The following is a 21,760-nucleotide window of genomic DNA, read 5'->3' as shown; positions in this document are numbered from 1 at the left end:
CCTACCGGTTTTAGGTCTTTTTCTAGTTGTTAAGGCGGTTGGAAATCTCAGGCCACCTGGTTGAGATGTGTAACGCAGATGCGCCAAGCATGAGCGAAGTCACGTAAACGTCCTTGTGGCTCAAAGACTTGGCGCCAAACTTTGGCCATGCCCACTACATCGTTGGTTTTCGGGATGATGGCTTTTTGCTCTTCAATCAACATCCATGCGATTGCGGTGGCGTAACGCAAATTTACAGTTAGCTCGAGGTGAGGACTGCATAAAAAAGCGTGCTGGCTGGCGAGTCCCCTTACAAGGCTTGCCAGATCCGGGTCATGTGCGAGGTAGTCATCCCACAGTGCGGCGTGTCGAGGTTCGCGAATACTGTAAAGACCATGCCTGCGTCGGTCGTGGAGTGCGGAGCCCAGGTTTGACTGACTTGCAGCAATGCCGAGCAACAATGCCTCTGCATCAGGATTGTTCGTGCCTAAATAAAGAAGCGTTGGTCGGATCACGTAAAGTCTCAACTCCCTGGCAGCAATACCCATGGCAACCTCGAAGCCTGAAATTGGCCGGCTACACCCAGGCGCTTGGCAGCGATGAGTCGGTAGGGTTCGCCGGAAGCGGAATGAACCGCTTGAGTTGAAGTGTAGTGTCATATCTTTGCTGTAACGGACTGTTTTTAAAACATTTGCAGCATCTAGGCTGTAGCTATATACCCGCAAGTAATTAAATAATGCGGCATATTTCTTAAATTCAAGACAACAAAAAGCCCCACTATTGGAGCAGGGCTTGTTGTATAGACGCTGGGCGCGTTGTCAGGCGATCAATGCCTGACGTGTCCGGTCAATCACAGCTTGCAGGGGTTCTGCGCTGGAATATTGATCCGGGTACAGGCGTTCGCTGTGACGTGCGATGCCGTGTTCGTTGACCAGTGTGAAGCTAAAGCAGCCTTTGCGAGCGGCCATAATCAGGCAGTTCATAGGAGCGAAGGCGTTGGTTAGGGTGCGAATGGCATCCTGAGTATGGATTTGAGTAGACATAGTTATTAGGTGTTCCTGCAAATGACACGGATATGATCCGTGCAACGTTAAAACGTTCCAGTGACGTCGAGCCATCTTTGGCGTGACGAAGAACCTGACTGGAACAAAGCCGCCAGTTGGAGCGCATTTAAGTATGTGGCGCTTGGGCTGGCAGGTAGGTACTTAGGAGGGCAGGCAATCACAACAAGAGCTAAGGTTCCGTGCTCGGGGTGAAGATCCTGATCAATTGGCAGGTTGGTTCTGTCAGAGTAAAAGCGCTTGGCGATACCCTTTGTGTTTGTTCAAAGGCCGTATCGTCGCAAGATTTACCTGGAAACCATCGAGGGGGTCGATCCCGTGTGTATCAGCGTGGCTTCTCTTTAGGGAAGGTGGCTGGGGGATTTGTTCGGCCCGAATTGACTTTCAGCTTGGTACTAACGCTGCGGATACTAACGGCTTGAAAAAATAAACGCAACTGTGCTAGCCAAAATACTTTCTGTGCCTGCTGAAGTGCGGCCGTGAGCCGTTAGTCGGTTTTTGTCAAAATGCCACTCGATAGGGCAGGGGGACAAGGGTTAGCGAACGCCTTTGAATGACGAACCCAGTGGGGTCGCAGTCCTACAGATTTCAGTACGTTTTGAGTCCATTCCTGCTGCTGAGTGTGAACTTGTGCACATTTGCAGTGCGTCATATAAACGCACTGCAGGCAGGAAGCCACGCAGGCGCTTAGCCTGTTTCGCAAATTTAAGTCAATGAAAAACATCGTTTTTTTTAATTGGTGAAAAAATCGTCAGTTTGACCCCGACCCCCGCCCTGTGGGGGTTTGACGGGGGCAAAAGGGGGTTGTCCACTGACTTATCCACAGGATCTGTGGATTGTCGCACTCCGTTGCTCTAGCTCGGGGTTGTAGACCTTTTTCGACTTTACCCAAACGAAAAAAGGAGTAGAGTGGCGCGCCTTCTGTTCTGCCCCACAGTGTTCTATGAAGTTTCGCACAAACTCTTCCTCTGTTACTCCCTCCGGATCACCTGCCGAGGCACCAAGGCGGTTTTCTTTGAGTGTAGCCATCTGGCTGTTGGACAACCCGCGGCTGGGGACTAATCCGAGCATCAAGCATGTGGCCGGTCATCTGCTCAAGCAACCTGCCCGCCAAGGTGTGGTGCTGGCGCAAAGTCGTCTCGGGCAACTGATGTGCCGCGATTGTGGCAGCAAGCGGGACCAACGCATTGGTCATGCCTTGTTACGTAATGCTGCGCGCGCAGGCGATGAGGCAGCCCAGCAAGAACTCAACAAGATCGAAGACTGAGCTGTCTTCGACTCTGCAGCTTGGTTAACCTTGCTCTTTTACCTTGTGCGGAGGGGTTATGGCCCTGGACTTGAACAGCATTCTGCTGGGCCTGGTGGTAGCAGGTGTGCCGTTGTTGGCTTTTATCTGGCAGTTGCAGCGTCGGGTCAGCGCGCATAACGCAGAACTGGCCCTGCTGGAAGAGCGCTTGAATATGGCGCAGTTGGCACAGGAAGGTCTCAATGCACAACTCGATGCTGGCCGTGACGAGATCAGTGATCTGGGGCAGGCCAATGCCGCCAAGCAGGCAGAGCTGGCGGCCCTGAGCCGCGAAGTCGAGTTGTTGCAGGTCGAGCGCGACAACGCCCGGGATGCTGCCCATGGCTGGAGCCTGGAGCGGGCTCAGAAAGAAACTGAATTGCGCAGGCTTGATGCCCAGTGCGCCGCACAAGCGGCAGAGCTACGCGAGCAGCAAGAAAACCACCAACAACGACTCAACGACCTGCAGGGTTCTCGTGATGAGCTACGGGCGCAGTTTGCAGAGTTGGCCGGCAAAATATTCGATGAGCGCGAGCAGCGGTTTGCGCAGACCAGCAATGAGCGACTGGGGCAGTTGCTGGACCCGCTTAAAGAACGCATTCAGTCGTTCGAAAAGCGCGTCGAGGAAAGCTATCAGCAGGAAGCCCGCGAGCGTTTCTCTCTTGGCAAAGAACTTGAGCGACTTCAGCAACTCAACCTGCGCTTGAGTGAGGAGGCCACTAACCTCACGCGGGCGCTTAAGGGACAGAAAACCCAAGGCAACTGGGGTGAGTTGATTCTGGAACGGGTACTGGAACATGCCGGGCTGGAGAAGGGGCGTGAATATCAGACCCAGGTCAGCCTCAAGGGCCCGGATGGCGAACGCTTCCAGCCGGACGTGCTGATCATGTTGCCGGGCGACAAGCAGGTAGTGGTCGATTCCAAGGTCAGTTTGACTGCCTATCAGCAGTTTGTTGCAGCGGATGATCAGGTGATCGGGCAGGCGGCACTCAAGCAGCATGTGTTGTCGTTGCGTAATCACGTCAAGGGCCTGGCTGGCAAGGACTATAAGCGTCTGGAAGGCTTGCACAGCCTGGACTTCGTTTTGTTGTTCGTGCCCATTGAGGCGGCCTTTTCAGCTGCATTGCAGGCCGAGCCCAATCTGTTTCAGGAAGCGTTCGACCGCAACATTGTGATTGTCAGCCCCACAACCTTGTTAGCTACGTTGCGGGTGATCGACAGTTTGTGGAAGCAAGAGCGTCAAAGCCAAAACGCGCGCGAAATTGCTGAGCGTGCCGGGTGGCTGTACGACAAGTTCGTGCTCTTTATTCAAGACCTGGATGAGGTTGGCAATCGCTTGCAGCAATTGGACAAAGCCTATGCTGCCGCGCGCAACAAGTTGACGGACGGGCGCGGTAACTTGGTGAGCCGCAGCGAGCAGCTTAAGTTGTTGGGTGCGCGAGCCAGTAAAAGCTTGCCGCCGGATCTGCTGGAGCGCGCCATGACCGACGTGGACGGTGTGGCGCACCCCGCAGAGTGACGTGCAGCGGACTGAGTGAATGGCGGCCAGGCGCTGTTAAAGCGGGACGTGGCGGCTAACCAGTGCCCGCAGTACGGCGGGCTTCACCGGTTTGGCAAGATATTCCAGACCCGCCGCATGCACCTGCGCAATCATCTCCGGGCGTCCGTCTGCACTGATGACCACGCCCGGCACCGGCTCGCCCAGTTCAGCCCGTAGCCAACGCATCAGCTCGGTGCCGACTTCGCCGTTATCCAGGTGGTAATCCACCAATACCAGTTGCGGGCGTACCCCTTCATTGAGCAGTGCCGCACATTCTTCGCGATTGCGCGCCGTCCAGACGCGGCATCCCCAGCGGGTCAACAGGCTTTGCATACCGATCAGAATGCTGTCTTCGTTATCGATACACAGCACTTGCGCGCCCGTCACGGGTTGACCATTTTGCTCTGCGACGACCGGTTGTGGGGCAACCTGACTCTGTGCCAAAGGCACGCTGACGCTGAATACGCTGCCTTTACCAGGCCATGAGCGAACTTGCAGGGTGTGTCCCAGCACGCGGCACAAACCGTCAGCAATCGCCAGCCCTAGCCCCAAGCCCTTTTCAGCGCGGGTCTGATGGCTGTCCAAGCGTTTGAATTCCTCAAAAATGACCTGCAACTTGTCCTCTGGAATGCCTGGGCCGCGGTCCCACACTTCGAGGCACAACGCATTGCCACGACGGCGCACGCCTAGAAGAACCGGTCCTTTGGCATAGCGAAATGCGTTGGTCAGGAAGTTCTGCAAGATCCGGCGCAGCAGTTTGATATCACTGCTCACCCGCAATCGACTGCCGCGGACACGGAAGGTCAGCCCTTGCTCTTGAGCCTGTGCCTTGAACTCATTGCCCAGCGTGTCAAACAGCTCATTCAGGGCAAACGGCTTGATGTCAGGCGTGAATTTTCCGTTTTCGAGCCGGGAAATATCCAGCAAGTCGCTGATCAGGTCTTCGGCAGAACGTAACGAGCTGTCCAGATGTTGCACCAGCTTTTGTGCCTCCGGGCTAAGTCCTTCCTCCTGGTGGGAAAGGGCGGAGGAGAACAACCGGGCGGCATTCATGGGCTGCATCAAGTCATGGCTGACAGCAGCCAGAAAACGGGTTTTCGATTGGTTGGCGGCTTCTGCGACGCCCTTGGCTTCGATCAGAGCCTTGTTCAGCTCGGACAGTTCGCGGGTGCGCTCGGCCACCCGTTGCTCCAGGCCTTCGTTGGCCTCTGTCAGTGCCTGCTCTGCTTCGCGGAAGGCAGTAATGTCGGTAAAACTCATGACAAACCCGCCGCCCGGCATCGGATTGCCGATCAGCTCAATCACGCGCCCATTGGGGAACAGCCGTTCCGAGGTGTGGGCGCGCCCCTGACGCATCCAGTGCAGGCGACGGGCTACATGCACCTCGGCTTCGCCGGGACCGCACAGGCCACGCTCGGCATTGTGGCGGATGATGTCGGCAATCGGCCGGCCAACGCTGATCAAGCCATCAGGGTAGTCGAACAGCTCAAGATATCGGCGGTTCCAGGCCACGAGCCGCAAGGACTGGTCGACCACGCTGATGCCTTGGGTGATGTTCTCAATCGCGCCTTGCAGGAGGGCGCGGTTGAACTGCAACACTTCTGACGCTTCGTCGGCAATGCGTACGACGTCTTCGAGCTGCATTTCCCGGCCTTCGATGGCAGCTTTCACCACTGCCCGGGTCGAGGACGCACCGAGCACGCCTGCCAGCAAGCGCTCTGTGTGGGCGATCCATTCGCCATCGGCATTCTGGTTCGGGTTGAAGCCTTTGCCCTGACGGTAAGCGAAACGGATAAAGCTCTGGCGCGCGCGTTCTTCGCCGACAAAACGTGCGGCCAGCGTTAACAGGTCATTGATCTGTACAGCCAGCATGGAGCGGCCATTGGGGTGGCTGATTTCCTGGCCGATGAATCGTCCTGCTTGCCAGTGTTCCGAGACACGGGTGCGCGACAGCACCGAGACCCACGCAAAGACGGTGAAGTTGCCGGCCAATGACAGCACGACGCCTTGTGTCAGAGGTGTAATAGGCAACCCCAGCGGGTTGCCATGCAGCCAGGCCAAACCCGGGAAGTGGCTCAAGTGCCAGCCAAGGCTGTGAGCTATCAGGGGCAGCACCAGTGTGTAAAACCAGATAAAGGTACCCGTGGCCAAACCGGCGAAAACGCCGCGACGGTTGGCTTGTTTCCAGTAGAGCGCACCGATCATGGCGGGTGCCAATTGCGTCACTGCGGCGAAGGAAATCTGCCCAATGGTGGCTAGGCTGGCTGTTGAGCCCAGCAGGCGATAGCTGACGTAAGCCAGCAGCAAGATGACCACAATCGATACGCGGCGCACCGACAGCATCCAGTAGCGGAACACTTCAAAGGGGCGCTCGGCGTTTTTGTGCCGTAACAACCAAGGCAACAGCATGTCGTTGGAGACCATGGTCGACAGGGCTACGCTGGCCACAATCACCATGCCGGTGGCCGCAGATGCGCCACCGATAAAGGCCAGCAAAGCCAGTGCCGGGTGGGCTTGCGCCAGTGGCAGGCTGATCACGAAGGAGTCTGGCAGGACTGAGCTGGGCAACATCATTTGCCCGGCCAGCGCGATCGGGACGACAAACAGTGCAGCCAGGATCAAATAGGCCGGGAACACCCATTTCGCCAGCCGTAAATCCTGTGGCTCGATGTTTTCGACCACGGTCACGTGGAATTGGCGAGGTAAACAAATGATGGCCATCATGGCCACGCCGGTTTGCACCACCATCGAGGGCCAATTGACGGTCTCTTTCCAGTATTGCTCCAGGCGCGGTGCGAGCATCGCCTGATTGAATAAGTCGTCAAAGCCGTCATACAGGCCGAAGGTTACGAACGCACCCACAGCGAGAAACGCGAACAGCTTGACCAGCGACTCGAAAGCAATTGCCAGCACCATGCCGCGGTGGTGCTCGGTGGAGTCAAGGTTGCGGGTGCCGAAGACGATGGTAAACAGCGCCAGTACCAGAGACACAATCAGGGCTGTGTCTTGCGCGCGAGTGCCGGTTGCATCGGCACCTGCACCGATCAACAGGTTCACGCCGAGTACGATGCCTTTAAGTTGCAAGGCGATATAAGGCAATACGCCCACCAGACAGATCAGCGCCACGACAATTGCCAGCGACTGGGATTTGCCGTACCGCGCGGCGATGAAGTCGGCAATGGAGGTGATGTTCTCCTGTTTGCTGATCATCACCATTTTTTGCAGCACCCAGGGTGCAAACACCAACAACAGCACCGGGCCCAAGTAAATGGGCAAAAAGGACCACAGCTGCTCGGCGGCCTGGCCAACAGCGCCAAAGAATGTCCAACTGGTGCAGTACACCGCCAGCGACAAGCTATAGACCCATGCGCGAACCCGTGGCGGCAGCGGGGTGCTGCGCCGGTCACCATAAAAGGCAATGGCGAACATGACGGCCATATAGGCCAGGGCAACGGCGGCGATCAGCCCGCTGGACAACGACATGGTGACTCCTGGAGGTATAAGGCTGCAGCAATCCGGCTGCTGCTGGCTAGTCTCGCATGATGTTTGGGCGCCGTCAGTGTCGACGATGGTCGCAACGCGGCCAACCGTCGCAGTGCTTGAAATCGGTTAAAACAGTCCTTATCTGTAAAGTCGATAACAGTTAGAGAAATTACCCGTTATATAGATATTCGATTCAGTTCTACTCTTGTATTACCTCGCACGAGGATCAGGAGGAACCCATGACTTGCCTTAACATGACCAAAACCACTTTAAGACCCTTAAGCACACTGCAACACCCGCGTGAGGTGATCCGTCAGTTCACCCCTAACTGGTTTGCAGCCACCATGGGGACCGGGGTGCTGGCGCTGGCGCTGGCTTCGTTGCCCGTACACATTCCGGGCGTGTACGCCCTCGCGGAAGGGTTGTGGCTGTTCAATATTGGCTTGTTCATTTTATTCAGCGTGCTCTATGGCGCTCGTTGGGTGCTGTATTTCGATGAGGCGCGGCGGATTTTTGGCCACTCCACCGTCTCGATGTTTTTTGGCACCATTCCCATGGGATTGGCGACCATCATCAATGGTTTTCTACTGTTCGGTGTCGCCCGCTGGGGCAGTGGCATGGTGCAAGTGGCCGAGGTGTTATGGTGGCTGGACGTGGCCATGTCGCTGGCGTTTGGCGTGCTGATTCCTTACATGATGTTCACCCGTCAGGAGCACAGTATTGACCAGATGACTGCTGTCTGGTTGTTGCCGGTAGTGGCGGCTGAAGTGGCGGCTGCCAGTGGTGGCCAGTTGGCTCCGCACCTGACGGATTCGCTGGCGCAGTTCCATGTGCTAATCACCAGCTACGTGCTGTGGGCATTTTCGGTGCCGCTGGCGTTCAGCATCCTGACCATCCTGATGCTGCGCATGGCGTTGCATAAATTGCCTCACGAAAGCATGGCGGCGTCGAGTTGGCTGGCATTGGGGCCGATTGGTACTGGAGCGCTTGGCTTGTTGCTACTGGGGGCGAATTCGCCCGCGATCTTTGCGGCCAATGGTTTTGCCGGTATCGGTGAAGTGGCCAACGGTATGGGCCTGATTGCAGGGGTTGCGCTGTGGGGCTTCGGGTTGTGGTGGATTGTGATGGCGATACTGATTACCCATCGCTACTACCGCTCAGGCATTCCGTTCAATCTGGGGTGGTGGGGGTTCACGTTCCCGCTGGGTGTGTATTCGCTGGCCACCTTGCGCCTGGGCAGTGTGCTGCACCTGACTTTCTTCGATATTGCGGGCTGTGCGCTGGTGGCTTTGCTGGTGATGATGTGGCTGATCGTGGGGCGTAAAACCTTGATCGGCGCTTACCGGGGCGAGTTGTTTGTTTCGCCTTGCATCGCGGGCTTGAACAAGTAGGAGCTTGCCTCAGGTTTTGTACGAATGCGCCTAGATGGGTGGCATCAGCTACATAACCTGAGGCAAGGTTGTGCCTCGGGTGTTACAAGAGCACTCCAATGAGAAAGCCTCTGGCGCAACTTGAGAACATGGATGATGAGTCACCCCTCGCAGTTCAGCTTGCTAAGGAAGCGACGCTTCCTGCCCTTCTTTGTGACCCAGTCGCTGGGCGCCCTCAACGACAACCTGTTCAAACAATCGTTGATTCTGGCCATCCTTTATAAGCTCGCCATCGAGGGGGACCGGGGGATTTGGGTCAATCTGTGTGCGCTGCTGTTTATCGTTCCCTTCTTTTTATTTTCTGCCCTGGCGGGTCAGTTTGGCGAGAAGTTCGACAAGGATCGACTGATCCGTCTGATCAAACTTGGCGAAATCGCGATCATGCTTGTCGGTGCCGCAGGATTTGCATTCGATCATTTGGCACTGATGTTGGTCGCCCTGTTTGCGATGGGTACCCATTCTGCGTTGTTCGGCCCGGTCAAGTACTCAATCCTGCCGCAAACATTGCATGAGGATGAGTTGGTCGGGGGCAACGGTCTGGTAGAAATGGGGACTTTCCTGTCGATTCTGGCCGGGACCATCGGTGCGGGGATCATGCTGTCGTCGAGCAATTACGCCGTGGTGGTGTCGGTGGTGATCGTCTGCGTGGCGGCGCTCGGGTATCTGGCCAGCCGGGCCATCCCCAGCGCACCGGCCGATACACCTGATTTACGCCTGAACTGGAACATTTTCAGCGAGTCCTGGGCCACGTTGAAAATGGGTCTGAACCAGACGCCTGCAGTGTCGCGTTCTGTCGTGGGCAATTCGTGGTTCTGGTTTGTCGGTGCGATTTACCTGACACAAATTCCGGCCTACGCCAAAGAATGGCTGTATGGCGATGAAACCGTGGTGACGTTGATCCTGACGGTGTTCTCGGTGGGGATCGCGTTGGGGTCGATGCTGTGCGAAAAACTGTCGGGGCGCAAAGTTGAAATCGGTCTGGTGCCATTTGGTTCTTTCGGCCTGACGGTGTTTGGCCTGTTGCTGTGGTGGCATTCCGGGCAGATGCCGTCACCCCTTCAGCCGAATGACTGGCTGGACGTATTGGGCTTCAGTCAAGCGTGGTGGGTGCTGTTCGATATTCTTGGTCTGGGCGTGTTTGGGGGTTTTTACATCGTTCCGTTGTATGCATTGATCCAGTCTCGTACTGCGGAAAACGAGCGTGCGCGGGTGATTGCTGCCAACAACATCTTGAATGCGCTCTTTATGGTGGTCTCAGCCATCGTCACCATCCTGTTGCTCAGCGTGGCGAAACTGACGATTCCTGAACTGTTCCTTGTGGTCTCGCTGCTGAACATCGCGGTCAATACTTACATCTTCAAGATTGTTCCCGAATTCAGCATGCGCTTCATGATCTGGCTGCTGAGCCACTCCATGTACCGGGTGCAGCATAAAAACCTGCAAGCAATCCCCGACGAGGGCGCGGCATTGCTGGTGTGCAATCACGTGTCGTTTGTGGATGCGTTGCTGATAGGTGGAGCAGTGCGTCGGCCGATTCGATTTGTGATGTATTACAAAATCTACAATTTACCGGTGCTCAACTTTATCTTCCGTACCGCAGGGACGATTCCTATTGCCGGGCGCGCAGAAGATGAAGCGATCTACGAGCGGGCTTTCAAGAAAATTGCCGAATACCTGAACGACGGCGAGCTGGTGTGTATTTTTCCGGAGGGCAAGCTCACCACGGATGGCCAGATCAACGAATTCAAGGCAGGCGTCACACGGATTCTGGAACAAACGCCGGTGCCGGTGATTCCGATGGCGTTGCAAGGGTTATGGGGCAGCTTCTTCAGTCGCGATCCGAATAAAGGGTTTTTGCGCAGGCTGTGGTCGCGGGTGACGCTGGTAGCAGGCGAGCCAATAGCGGCAAGTGAGGCTACGCAAAAAGTGCTGCGTGAGCGGGTGACCGCGCTAAGGGGGCAGAGCCTCTAGACCTTTTTTGGTGGGTTTTGCTCGCCAGAGTGAAGAGGGGGCGGAGGCCTGAGGGCTGTCCCGGCCTGGCCAGTGACTACAGAGTGGGCATTTCTGTAGTCGCTGGCGAGTGAGGGGTCAGGCGCTGATTTTCAGACCAATCAGCCCGGCAATGATCAGCGCCACGCTGGCCAAGCGGAACAAGGCCATGGATTCGCCAAACAGAATGATCCCGGCGATGACCGTGCCCACTGCGCCCACACCTGTCCAGATGGCGTAAGCCGTGCCCAATGGCAGTTCCTTCATTGCAAGGCCCAGCAAGCCGAGGCTTACCGCCATGGCGGCGACTGTTAATGCCGTGGGGAGGGGGCGGCTGAAGCCGTCAGTGTATTTCAGGCCGACCGCCCAGCCGACTTCAAACAGGCCAGCGAAAAACAGAATAATCCAGGACATGGTTGCCTCCATCAATTGATGGGGTCGTCCCCAGAAAGTCACTCGATGAGTCGCGAGGTCGTCCTCGCTGGGCGCAGTATATTGCCCATGATTAATCTGGCAGGCAACTGTGATTTTTCGTGCGCGATCATTGATCGTCGCGCTTTCTATAGAGGAAGCAGCCGACAGTCGAAGTTGCATCATCTGCCGGACATGCTTCCTTAACCCACGTTACTCGATACCTTGCGGAATCTCTTCGCCGCCCAGCGCTTCAAACAACTGGGGCAAGAACTCACCGAACGTCAGCATCATCAAGGTAAAGCTGGCGTCTTGCTGGCCCAGGTCGTCATCGCCGCCGTTCTGTTCAGCTTCGTCTTGCAGCAGGTCTTCAAACTTCAGGCGTTTGACCACCAGTTTGTCGTCCAGTACGAACGACAGTTTGTCCTGCCAGGCCAATGACAGCTGCGTCACGACTTTGCCAGTGCTCAGGTGCAACTGAATTTCGTCGCTGGTCAGGTCCTGACGCTTGCAGCGAATGATGCCGCCGTCTTCATGGGTGTCGCGCAGCTCGCATTCGTCGAGGACAAAGAAGTGTTCGGCAGCTTTTTGGGTCTTGACCCATTCGGTCATGGTCGCACTTGGCGCTACTTTGACGGCCAATGGACGCACCGGCAGCGAACCCACAACTTCACGCAAGGTGGAGAGCAAGTCTTCGGCGCGTTTAGGGCTGGAGGCGTTAACCAAAATCAGACCCTGTTTAGGTGCGATGGCGGCGAAGGTGGCTGAGCGACGAATAAAGGCACGCGGCAAGAAGGCCTGGATGATTTCGTCCTTGAGCTGGTCGCGTTCCTTTTTGTAGACCTTGCGCATTTGCTCGGCTTCGATCTCTTCGACCTTTTCCTTGAGTGCGTCACGCACAACGCTGCCGGGCAGGATGCGCTCTTCTTTGCGGGCAGCGATCAGCAGGAAGTCCTGGCTGACGTGAACCAGTGGAGCATCTTCGCCTTTGCCAAAAGGGGCGACGAAACCGTAAGTGGCTAATTCCTGACTTGAACAGGCGCGGGCCAGTTTGGTGGCCAGTGCAGTTTCCAGCACCTGCGCATCAAAAGGCAGATCTTGGGTCAGGCGATAGATAAGCAGGTTTTTGAACCACATGGGGTGAATCACTCCTTTATACAAAGACGGCATTATTCGCCTCATGGGCGCATAGGCCAACCCTGCGCTAAGCCTTTGTCATGCATAAGAAAATTATTTTAAAAAGTGCTTGCCAGACTTCAGGTCGCTCCGTAGAATGCGCGCCACACCGAGAGTGAAAGGGTGATTAGCTCAGCTGGGAGAGCATCTGCCTTACAAGCAGAGGGTCGGCGGTTCGATCCCGTCATCACCCACCATTCACTTGCAGTGTTACGCGCAGCGGTAGTTCAGTCGGTTAGAATACCGGCCTGTCACGCCGGGGGTCGCGGGTTCGAGTCCCGTCCGCTGCGCCATATTTTGATCACAAGCCCCTTGAACGCTTGTGGTCTGGGGAAGCCCCGCTAAGTGCGGGGCTTTTCTTGAAAGTCTTGGATTCAACAGCTTGCTGGAGAATCAAAGAGCAGGGCGCAGGAAAAGGTCGTTTGAAGCAAGTTTTAAAAAACTTGAATAAAAACAACCGCTTACACAATAAGTGTGAGAGAATGTGTCCCGCAATGAGAGTGAAAGGGTGATTAGCTCAGCTGGGAGAGCATCTGCCTTACAAGCAGAGGGTCGGCGGTTCGATCCCGTCATCACCCACCATTCGCTTTCAATGTTACGCGCAGCGGTAGTTCAGTCGGTTAGAATACCGGCCTGTCACGCCGGGGGTCGCGGGTTCGAGTCCCGTCCGCTGCGCCATATTCGGAACACAAGCCCCTTGAACGCTTGTGATCCACAAATAGCCTGCCATTTGCAGGCTTTTTTGTGCGCGTGTGTTTTGTGGTTTGCTGCCAGAGTTTCTGCGTTGGCGTAGAGGTAATTGAATCGCTGCGCGCCTGCTTAACCTCACGCAGTCCTGCGGCAGTTGCACAGGACTGAGGGTTTTAAGGTCAGTGTTTGGCGATCAAATTACCAGCATGCAGGCCACATTCCTTTTGCGTAGCTTCTTCCCACCACCAGCGGCCTTCGCGCTCGTGCTGGTTAGGCAGGACTGGGCGGGTGCAGGGCTCGCAACCGATGCTGATAAAGCCTCGTTCGTGCAGGCTGTTATAGGGCAGCTCCAACATGCGGATGTAACCCCAGACTTCCTCGCTGGTCATTTGCGCCAACGGGTTGAATTTGTACAGCGGGCGCTCCGGGGTCGAGAAGGCGCCGTCGATTTCCAGTGCGGCGACCTGACTGCGAGTGCCCGGGCTTTGATCGCGCCGCTGGCCGGTCGCCCACGCTTTGACGCCAGCCAGCTTGCGGCGCAGCGGTTCGATTTTGCGCACGCCGCAGCATTCACCGTGGCCGTCTTTATAGAAGCTGAACAAGCCTTTTTCTTTGACGAATGGCTCCAGTAGGCGTTGATCTGGCGAAATCAGCTCGATCTGCAGGTTGTAGTGTTCGCGGACCTGCTCAATGAAACGATAGGTTTCGGGGTGCAGGCGTCCGGTGTCGAGGCTGAACACTTTAACGTTTTTGTTGAGTTTCCAGGCCATGTCCACCAGCACCACGTCTTCGGCGCCGCTGAATGAAATCCAGAGTTCGTCGCCAAAATGCTGAAAGGCGAGTTTGAGAATGTCTTGCGGGGATTTGCTGGCGTATGTCGCGGCGAGTTCCGCGACGTCGAACGGGTGGCTCATCAGGCGGCTTCCTACAGTCAATGGCGCTGGGCGCTCTCTAGTGGCGCGATGTTAGCAAATACGGTGTGTTACAGGGCTTGCAGCGTGTCGAGCAACACTTTCACTTTAGTGATGGACTCTTGATATTCGGCTTCCCAGTCCGAGTCCGCGACAATACCTCCTCCTCCCCAGCAGCTCACGCGACCGTCCTTGATCAGCAGCGTGCGAATGGCGATGGAGCTGTCCATCTCGCCGCGTACGTCGAGGTAAAGCAACGAGCCGCAATAAATACTGCGACGGGTGGGCTCCAGCTCGTCGATGATTTGCATGGCGCGGATCTTGGGTGCGCCGGTGATCGAGCCGCCCGGAAAGCTGTCGCCGATCAGGTCCAGCGCGTCTTTATCCGCAGCCAGCTCGCCCGTGACACTGCTCACCAAGTGATGGACGTTGGGGTAACTTTCGAGATTGAACAGCTCCGGCACGCGGACCGAACCTGTGCGGCAGGTGCGCCCGAGGTCGTTGCGCAGCAGGTCGACAATCATCAGGTTTTCAGCGCGATCTTTAGCGCTGGCAAGCAGTTCGGCGGCGTTGGCCGTATCTTGCGCGGCGTTCTTGCCGCGTGGGCGGGTGCCTTTGATCGGACGGGTTTCGACCTGCAGGTTGCTGACCCGTACAAAGCGTTCCGGCGACAGGCTGACAATTGCGCCTTGCGCGGGTAATTGCATAAAGCCGGAAAAGGGCGTCGGGCACGCCGCGCGCAGAGCGCAATACGCCGTCCATGCGTCGCCTTGGCAGTCGGCGCTGAAGCGCTGGGTGTAATTGACCTGATAGCAGTCGCCGGACTGAATGTATTGATGCACTTGAGCAAGGGCGTGCGCGTACTGCTGAGTGCTGATGTCCGGCCGCATCGGTTGTTTCAGGCGGAAAGGTACTTCCAACGGGCGTTGAAGCACGCTGAACTGCTCAATCAGGCGTTTGCGTTCACTGGCCTCCAGCGCGGGATGAAAAACCAATTGGCTGGTTGCGTGCCGGTGGTCGCTTATCAGTGCCCACGGGTACAGGCCCAAGCGTGCATCCGGTAGCTGCAGGTCGTCCTGAGCCAGCGCCGGAAGCTGTTCGAGTTGACGCCCGAAGTCGTAACTCAAGTAGCCGATGAGACCGCCCGCGAACGGCAGTTCGTACTCGGGCGGGATCTGCGCCTCGCCCAGTTGGCACAACTGGCCGCGCAAACGTTGTAAAAATGCGCGTCCTGATTCCTCTGGCTGACGTTGCAGTGTGTGAAGGGGCCAGGCACTCATGATGTCGTAACGGCCACGCTCGGCGTCGGGTCGTCCACTGTCCAGCAAGACCGCGCCGGGAGCGTGGCGTATGGCAGCAAAATAATCGGCCGGGTTGGCGAGGTAAGGCAGTGGATGAACGGAGCAGGTCAACATGCGCAGCAAATCAGCCATCGAAACGGGGAGGGGATTGTAGGCCTGTGTCGGTGGGTAAATCCATGAAACCGTTCAGGAGCGAGCGTGTCTTGCGTGGCCCGCTCGCTCCAGCTGGTCAGGTGTTAGGGGGGATGTGCCCGAACATTTCCTGAGCAAAACGGACCCGCTCTTCAACGGTTTCCTTGATGCCTTTGGCTGCCAGGGCTTCAACGTGGGCCTCGACTGCGTGGGTGCGCAGTGTCAGGCCGCAGTCGTTGGCGATCTGGATGTTCAGGCCCGGGCGGGCATTGAGTTCCAGAATTAGCGGGCCTTTATCCTGGTCCAGCACCATGTCCACACCGATGTAGCCCAGTCCGCACAGTTCATAGCAACCGGCGGCCAGCTTCATGAAGCCATCCCAATAAGGCAGTTGTACGCCGTCCACCGCGTTGGTGGTGTCGGGGTGTTTACTGATGATGTTGTTCAGCCAGGTGCCGCGCAAGGTCAGGCCGGTTGCGAGGTCAACACCGACGCCGATGGCGCCTTGGTGGAGGTTGGCTTTGCCACCGGATTGACGGGTCGGCAAACGCAGCATCGCCATTACCGGGTAGCCCATCAGCACAATGATGCGGATGTCCGGTACGCCTTCGTAGCTGATGCTTTTGAAGATCTGGTCGGGGGTGACGCGGTATTCGATCAGGGCGCGGTCGCGGTGCCCGCCCAAGGAATACAGCCCTGTCAGGATGCTGGAGATCTGATGCTCAATTTCTTCATGGCTGATGATCTTGCCCGAAACGGTGCGAAAGCGGTCTTCGAAACGGTCGGCGATCACCAAGATGCCATCACCGCCTGCGCCTTGCGCAGGCTTGATCACGAAGTCGCTGCGCCCGCCGATGATCTCGTCGAGCTTTTCGATTTCTTTCTCGGTGGAAATCACGCCATACATCTCCGGCACGTGAATGCCGGCCTTGATGGCGCGTTCCTTGGTGATGATCTTGTCATCCACAATCGGATACAGGCTGCGTTTGTTGTACTTGAGTACGTAGTCCGCATTGCGCCGATTGATGCCCATGATGCCCCTGGCTTCCAGGGCCTTCCAGGTCTTCCAGAAGCCAAACATCAGGAGTCAGCCTTCAAAAAGGCTTTGAAACGGACCAATTCGGTCAGGCGGTAGCCGCGGTAGCGACCCATGGCCAGCATGAAGCCTACGAGAATCAGCAGCACTGCCGGGAAGGTGAACACGAAGTACACCAGCTCCGGAATGCTCATTACCAGATACGCCAGGGTGGCAGCGAACAGGGTGCCGATTGCGACCTTCATCGCATGCCCGGCGCCTCGCTCCTCCCAAGTGATCGACAGCCGCTCGATAGTCATGGTCAGAATCACCATCGGGAACAACGCGACCGAAAGTCCGCGCTCAAGGCCCAGCTTGTGGCTGAACAGGCTGATGGCGGCAATCAGTATCACCACAAATGTCAGTACCACGGACAGGCGAGGCAGCATCTGCAGCTTCAGGTGCTCCAGGTACGAGCGCAACATCAACCCGAGCGCGGTTATCACTGTAAACAGGATGATGCCGAACCCCAGTTGTGTTTCGCGGAACGCCAGTGCAATCAGTACCGGGGTAAATGTGCCCAGGGTTTGCAGGCCGATCAGGTTGCGCAATACCAGAATCACCAGCACGCCAATCGGGATCATCACCATGATCATGAACGTTTGCTGAGTTTGTAACGGCAGGCCGTACAGCGAATATTCGAGGAAGTTGGCGTCGGTGTTCTCGTCGGTCAGTTTGGCCAGGCGGATGGCGTTCATCTCGCTGTTGTTCAGGCTGAACGTTACGTTGGCTTTTTTGCCGCCATCGACGCTAATAATCGGCTCGTCGCCCGTCCACCACAGCAGGCGGTCGGACGGCAGGCCCTGTTCGCCGGTTTCCGGGTTGAAGTACAGCCAGTCGTTACCGTTGAAGCTGCGCAACCACAGCTCCGGGGTTTGCGGCTGGTCTGCTACCAGGCGGATGGTGTGGACTTTTTCCAGTGGTACGTGGGCAATCGACAGCAAAAGCTCGATGATTTGTGCTTTGTGTGGCGTCGACGGATCGCCCGCCAGCAGCAGTTTCACGTTGTCATCGTTCGGGTTGTTAACCCGCTTGATGGTTTCGCTGATGAAGGTTTCAACGTCGGCCGAGTGCTGGCGGATCGGTGCCAGCAAGGCTTCGGCGGCGATTTTTTCTGGCCCTTCGACAGCGATGCTGTCACGGAATACCGGGCCTTTGACCTTGGTTTTGTCGCCGGTGTAACGCTTGGTCAACACCAGGCGGTAGTAAAGGGTTTGCTTGCCGCTAACGCGACGGGCTGACCACGTGACTTTGCGATTGCCGTCTACCCGATTGACGCTCACCCCGTAATTGTTGGAGATGAAGCTTTCATTGAGGCTGACGTAGTCGCGGTTCAACGGCGGTACGAACATCTGGATCTTGACCGGATCCTTGGAGCTGGCAACGAATTCGACTTTCGCGTCGATGTTCCACAGGTCATCCGTTGCGTCTTCGGTCACCGGGATGCCGATGACGAAAATCTGGTAGGCCGTAATCGAAATGCCCAGCACCACAAGGATGGTAATCAAGACTTTCAGGTGAAAGGTAAGAGCGCGCATTTCAATTACTCTGCGGTTTGAGCGGTGGCGGCGCAGGCAGGTTTGCCAGCAGCGTATTTAAGGCTTGGGTCGACCAGCGCATCAAAGCGTTTGAGCGCTTCGGAGCCAATCAACAGCGGGTATTGGAACGCGCTTCGGTCGGTCAAGTTCACTTCGATGGTGCGTAAAGCTTTGCCCATACAAATTTCCAGGGCAATGACCGGCCGCAATGTGTAGTTCTTGTCCGACTCAGGGTCGTAATCCCCGGAGCGACGCTTGATCTTGCTTACCCGTGCCAACGGGCGTTCGATGGGATGCGAATGGGCATCATCAATGGCCAGATAAAAGCGTACCCAGCTCTCGCCGTCGCGTTTGAAGCGTTTGATGTCGCGGGCGCTCAGTGAGGCGGTTTTGGCGCCAGTGTCGAGTTTGGCGGCCACTTGCAGGTTGATACCTGCCAGTTCGGCGTATTCATTGAGGCCGTAAACGGTTTTTTCGGCGCCAAGGCTCAGGCCCGGCAACGCCAGCAGGCAAAGACATATAAAGAAGGAGGGAAATTTCATAAATCCGGGGGCAGTCTCTTGCAGTCTTCAGTTCAAGGCGACTGGCAATACAGCGCAAGCGTCCTCGTGCGGCTGCCCTGTTCAAAAGGGCAAGGCTGATGCGGTCGGCATTCTAGCATGATGGTTTTATGACGCCAGCGCCCAAGCCGTTCGACGCGTGGTCTGTGGCTGTCGATTCAACCAAGGTCTTATTCGGAGATTGTCGACAATCCTTATTTATCCTTTGACTATAAAGCCTTGAATAGCTAATTTTGACGCTATTGATTTTCAAGGTGTCGACAATATGCTGGATTCGTTCGAAAGTGCCGCGCTGGCCCAAGATGACTCGGAAACCTTGTCCGAGAACGTCTTCAGGCGTATTCAGGCCGCTATCGTCCAAGGCGATATTGCGCCGGGTAGCAAAATTTCCGAGCCGGAGCTGGCCCGCACCTACGGCATCAGCCGCGGGCCGTTGCGCGAGGCGATCCACCGTCTTGAAGGTCAGCGCCTGTTGGTGCGGGTGCCGCATGTGGGCGCGCGGGTTGTGTCCTTGAGCCATGAAGAACTGATTGAGCTCTACGAAATTCGCGAATCCCTTGAAGGCATGGCCTGCCGTCTGGCTGCAGAACGCATGAGCGATGAAGACATCGCGGAACTGCGCCGTGTGCTCGAAACCCATGAGCGCGATGCAGCATTTCAGGCAGGTGTGGGGTATTACCAGCAAGAAGGCGACTTCGATTTTCATTACAAAATTATTCAGGGCAGCGGCAATCGCACCCTGACCCAGATGCTCTGCGGTGAGCTGTATCAACTGGTGCGCATGTACCGCATCCAGTTTTCCACCACCCCGAATCGCCCGCACCAGGCATTCGCTGAGCACCACCGGATTCTCGATGCCATTGCCGATCGCGACGGCGAACTGGCCGAGTTATTGATGCGTCGCCACATTGGCGCGTCCAAACGCAATATTGCGCGTCACTATCAAGACAGCGCCCAGCAGACAGCCACTCCACGAGGTGAGTCATGAGCAATAAAAACAGTCCAGGCCAACGTTTCCGTGATGCAGTCGCCAATGAACATCCCCTGCAAGTGGTGGGCGCCATCAATGCCAACCATGCTTTGCTGGCCAAGCGCGCCGGTTTCAAAGCGATCTACTTGTCCGGTGGCGGGGTAGCGGCGGGTTCGCTGGGTGTGCCGGATCTGGGCATTACCGGTCTGGATGACGTACTGACCGATGTGCGTCGCATCACGGACGTTTGCGACCTGCCATTGCTGGTGGATGTCGACACGGGTTTTGGTTCTTCGGCGTTCAACGTGGCGCGTACTGTCAAGTCGATGATCAAGTTTGGCGCTGCCGCTATCCACATCGAAGATCAGGTGGGCGCCAAACGTTGCGGCCATCGCCCAAACAAAGAAATTGTCTCGCAACAAGAGATGGTCGATCGCATCAAGGCCGCTGTGGATGCGCGCACCGATGACAGCTTTGTGATCATGGCGCGTACCGACGCGCTGGCGGTCGAGGGGCTGGAGTCTGCGCTGGAGCGTGCTGCAGCCTGCGTGGAAGCGGGCGCCGACATGGTGTTCCCGGAAGCCATTACCGAACTGGAGATGTACAAACTGTTTGCCAGTCGCGTTAAAGCGCCGATTCTGGCCAACATCACCGAGTTTGGAGCCACCCCGCTGTACACCGTGGATCAACTGCGCGACGCCGATGTGTCGCTGGTGCTGTACCCGTTGTCGGCCTTCCGCGCCATGAACAAGGCGGCGGAAAACGTCTACGGTGCGATTCGCCGCGACGGCACCCAGCAGAATGTGATCGACACCATGCAAACCCGCATGGAGCTGTACGACGCCATTGACTACCACGTGTTCGAACAGAAGCTCGACGCGCTGTTTGCCAGCAAAAAGTAAGACGGCTTCTAACCGGATTGACCTGACGCCCGGGATTGCTGTCGAGCCTCGCGGGGCTCGATACGCACCAAGGGCGTAACAAATTAATAAGTTCTTGCCGAATCCCTAACAAATTCAAGATTGGAGAAGCGCAATGGCCGAAGCAAAAGTATTGAGTGGTGCCGGATTACGCGGCCAGGTGGCCGGGCAAACGGCGTTGTCGACCGTAGGTCAGGAAGGGGCCGGTCTCACCTACCGCGGTTATGACGTGCGTGAGTTGGCCGCCCAGGCGCGCTTTGAAGAAGTCGCGTACCTGTTGTTGTACGGCGAATTACCTACCGAGGCAGAGCTGGAGGCCTATACAAGCAAACTCAAAGCCCTTCGCGATTTGCCGCAAGCGCTAAAGGAAGTGTTGGAGCGTATCCCGGCTGACGCGCACCCGATGGATGTGATGCGCACCGGCTGCTCGTTCCTCGGCAACCTCGAACCCGAGCAGGACTTTTCCCAGCAACGCGACAAGACCGACCGCTTGCTGGCGGCCTTCCCAGCGATCATGTGCTACTGGTATCGCTTCAGCCACGACGGGGTGCGCATCCATTGTGTGACTGACGAAGCCTCGATTGGCGGCCATTTCCTACACCTGCTGCACGATAAAAAGCCAAGCGACTTGCACATCAAAGTGATGAACGTGTCGCTGATTCTGTACGCAGAGCACGAATTCAACGCGTCGACCTTTACTGCCCGCGTCTGCGCCTCAACCCTGTCCGATCTGTATTCGTGCATCACGGCGGCCATCGGTTCGTTGCGTGGCCCGCTGCATGGCGGCGCGAACGAAGCAGCCATGGAGATGATCGAGCGCTTCAGTTCCGCCGACGAGGCCATCAAAGGCACGCTCGGTATGCTCGAACGCAAAGACAAAATCATGGGCTTTGGTCACGCCATCTATAAAGACAGCGATCCGCGCAATGAAGTGATCAAGGACTGGTCGAAAAAACTGGCGGAAGAAGTGGGGGACACGGTGCTGTTCCCGGTATCCGAAGCCATCGACAAAACCATGTGGGAGCAAAAGAAACTGTTTCCCAATGCCGACTTCTACCATGCCTCGGCGTATCACTTCATGGGCATCCCGACCAAGCTGTTCACCCCGATTTTTGTCTGCTCACGCCTGACCGGCTGGGCCGCGCACGTGTTCGAGCAGCGCGCCAACAACCGCATCATTCGCCCGAGCGCCGAGTACATCGGCGTCGAACAGCGCAAGTTCGTGCCAATCGAACGTCGCTGACCGCAGGGCCGCCCATGCCAGCCCGGCAGGCGCCGCGTGTGGCGGCCCCGACCTAACCGTGATCGA

General features: G+C 56.8%; 17 protein-coding genes and 4 tRNA genes. 11 read left to right on the top strand and 10 right to left on the bottom strand.

Annotated features, from left to right (window positions below):
* Nucleotides 1–47 precede the first annotated feature (47 nt).
* Nucleotides 48–527 (bottom strand): hypothetical protein, encoded by a 480-nt coding sequence (locus HBN68_RS17820; RefSeq protein ID WP_169965527.1) that lies wholly within the window; start codon nt 525–527, stop codon nt 48–50.
* Between the two features lie 270 nt (nt 528–797).
* A complete protein-coding gene (locus HBN68_RS17815) occupies nt 798–1,022 on the bottom strand; it encodes a hypothetical protein (protein ID WP_034156218.1) in 225 nt (74 codons plus the stop codon).
* A gap of 961 nt (nt 1,023–1,983) precedes the next feature.
* Between HBN68_RS17815 and HBN68_RS17810 the strand changes: the two genes are divergently transcribed.
* The gene (locus HBN68_RS17810) at nt 1,984–2,307 is read left to right on the top strand and encodes a sel1 repeat family protein (protein WP_169965525.1); all 324 of its coding nucleotides are present in this window, start codon (nt 1,984–1,986) and stop codon (nt 2,305–2,307) included.
* A gap of 172 nt (nt 2,308–2,479) precedes the next feature.
* The gene (rmuC, locus tag HBN68_RS17805; RefSeq protein WP_169965571.1) at nt 2,480–3,844 is read left to right on the top strand and encodes a DNA recombination protein RmuC; all 1,365 of its coding nucleotides are present in this window, start codon (nt 2,480–2,482) and stop codon (nt 3,842–3,844) included.
* A gap of 36 nt (nt 3,845–3,880) precedes the next feature.
* On the opposite strand, the gene HBN68_RS17800 is transcribed toward rmuC, so the two are convergent.
* The gene (locus HBN68_RS17800) at nt 3,881–7,348 is read right to left on the bottom strand and encodes a PAS domain-containing hybrid sensor histidine kinase/response regulator (RefSeq protein ID WP_094995291.1); all 3,468 of its coding nucleotides are present in this window, start codon (nt 7,346–7,348) and stop codon (nt 3,881–3,883) included.
* 239 nt (nt 7,349–7,587) lie between these two features.
* Between HBN68_RS17800 and HBN68_RS17795 the strand changes: the two genes are divergently transcribed.
* On the top strand, nt 7,588–8,739 hold the full coding sequence (locus HBN68_RS17795) for a TDT family transporter (RefSeq protein WP_094995292.1): 1,152 nt from the start codon (nt 7,588–7,590) through the stop codon (nt 8,737–8,739).
* Between the two features lie 135 nt (nt 8,740–8,874).
* Nucleotides 8,875–10,749, top strand: coding sequence for an MFS transporter (locus tag HBN68_RS17790; protein ID WP_094995295.1), 1,875 nt, complete (start codon nt 8,875–8,877; stop codon nt 10,747–10,749).
* A gap of 117 nt (nt 10,750–10,866) precedes the next feature.
* Here the strand turns inward: HBN68_RS17790 and sugE are convergent, their stop codons facing one another.
* Entirely contained in the window at nt 10,867–11,181 is a 315-nt protein-coding gene (sugE, locus tag HBN68_RS17785) for a quaternary ammonium compound efflux SMR transporter SugE (protein WP_094995293.1), read from the bottom strand.
* Between the two features lie 210 nt (nt 11,182–11,391).
* Complete coding sequence (rdgC, locus tag HBN68_RS17780; RefSeq protein WP_094995294.1) at nt 11,392–12,315, bottom strand: recombination-associated protein RdgC; 924 nt, start codon at nt 12,313–12,315, stop codon at nt 11,392–11,394.
* A gap of 160 nt (nt 12,316–12,475) precedes the next feature.
* On the opposite strand from rdgC, the gene HBN68_RS17775 reads away from it, so the two are divergent.
* The 4 genes from HBN68_RS17775 to HBN68_RS17760 all read left to right on the top strand — a co-directional run bounded on the left by HBN68_RS17775 (nt 12,476) and on the right by HBN68_RS17760 (nt 13,032).
* A tRNA-Val gene (locus tag HBN68_RS17775) sits at nt 12,476–12,551 on the top strand.
* 19 nt (nt 12,552–12,570) lie between these two features.
* A tRNA-Asp gene (locus HBN68_RS17770) sits at nt 12,571–12,647 on the top strand.
* A gap of 213 nt (nt 12,648–12,860) precedes the next feature.
* A tRNA-Val gene (locus HBN68_RS17765) sits at nt 12,861–12,936 on the top strand.
* A 19-nt stretch (nt 12,937–12,955) separates the two neighbouring features.
* Nucleotides 12,956–13,032 (top strand) — tRNA-Asp (locus HBN68_RS17760).
* Nucleotides 13,033–13,223: 191 nt separating this feature from the next.
* Here the strand turns inward: HBN68_RS17760 and HBN68_RS17755 are convergent.
* The 5 genes from HBN68_RS17755 to HBN68_RS17735 all read right to left on the bottom strand — a co-directional run bounded on the left by HBN68_RS17755 (nt 13,224) and on the right by HBN68_RS17735 (nt 18,543).
* A complete protein-coding gene (locus tag HBN68_RS17755) occupies nt 13,224–13,958 on the bottom strand; it encodes a phosphoadenylyl-sulfate reductase (protein ID WP_094995069.1) in 735 nt (244 codons plus the stop codon).
* A 68-nt stretch (nt 13,959–14,026) separates the two neighbouring features.
* Nucleotides 14,027–15,370 carry an aminodeoxychorismate synthase component I gene (gene pabB / locus HBN68_RS17750; RefSeq protein WP_094995092.1) on the bottom strand — a complete coding sequence of 448 codons (1,344 nt, stop codon included), beginning with the start codon at nt 15,368–15,370 and terminating at the stop codon, nt 14,027–14,029.
* A 115-nt stretch (nt 15,371–15,485) separates the two neighbouring features.
* Nucleotides 15,486–16,469 (bottom strand): alpha-L-glutamate ligase-like protein, encoded by a 984-nt coding sequence (locus HBN68_RS17745; RefSeq protein WP_094995070.1) that lies wholly within the window; start codon nt 16,467–16,469, stop codon nt 15,486–15,488.
* Nucleotides 16,469–18,001: an inactive transglutaminase family protein gene (locus HBN68_RS17740; protein WP_169965523.1), complete on the bottom strand. Its 1,533-nt coding sequence runs from the start codon at nt 17,999–18,001 to the stop codon at nt 16,469–16,471. Before HBN68_RS17740 ends, HBN68_RS17745 begins: the two co-directional genes overlap by 1 nt.
* A gap of 5 nt (nt 18,002–18,006) precedes the next feature.
* On the bottom strand, nt 18,007–18,543 hold the full coding sequence (locus tag HBN68_RS17735) for an ATP-dependent zinc protease (RefSeq protein WP_094995072.1): 537 nt from the start codon (nt 18,541–18,543) through the stop codon (nt 18,007–18,009).
* Nucleotides 18,544–18,826: 283 nt separating this feature from the next.
* Here HBN68_RS17735 and HBN68_RS17730 point away from each other — a divergent pair, with 283 nt between their 5' ends.
* The 3 genes from HBN68_RS17730 (at nt 18,827) to prpC (ending at nt 21,694) form a co-directional block, all read left to right on the top strand.
* On the top strand, nt 18,827–19,549 hold the full coding sequence (locus tag HBN68_RS17730; RefSeq protein ID WP_169965521.1) for a GntR family transcriptional regulator: 723 nt from the start codon (nt 18,827–18,829) through the stop codon (nt 19,547–19,549).
* On the top strand, nt 19,546–20,433 hold the full coding sequence (gene prpB / locus HBN68_RS17725; protein ID WP_169965519.1) for a methylisocitrate lyase: 888 nt from the start codon (nt 19,546–19,548) through the stop codon (nt 20,431–20,433). The genes HBN68_RS17730 and prpB overlap by 4 nt, the downstream gene beginning before the upstream one ends.
* 133 nt (nt 20,434–20,566) lie before the next feature.
* Nucleotides 20,567–21,694 carry a 2-methylcitrate synthase gene (gene prpC / locus HBN68_RS17720; protein WP_094995075.1) on the top strand — a complete coding sequence of 376 codons (1,128 nt, stop codon included), beginning with the start codon at nt 20,567–20,569 and terminating at the stop codon, nt 21,692–21,694.
* Nucleotides 21,695–21,760: the final 66 nt, after the last annotated feature.

Origin of the sequence: Pseudomonas sp. WS 5078 (genome assembly GCF_012985745.1) — a bacterium.
Classification (GTDB): Bacteria; Pseudomonadota; Gammaproteobacteria; order Pseudomonadales; family Pseudomonadaceae; genus Aquipseudomonas; species Aquipseudomonas lundensis_A.
This window is presented reverse-complemented; position numbering and strand designations above follow the sequence as displayed.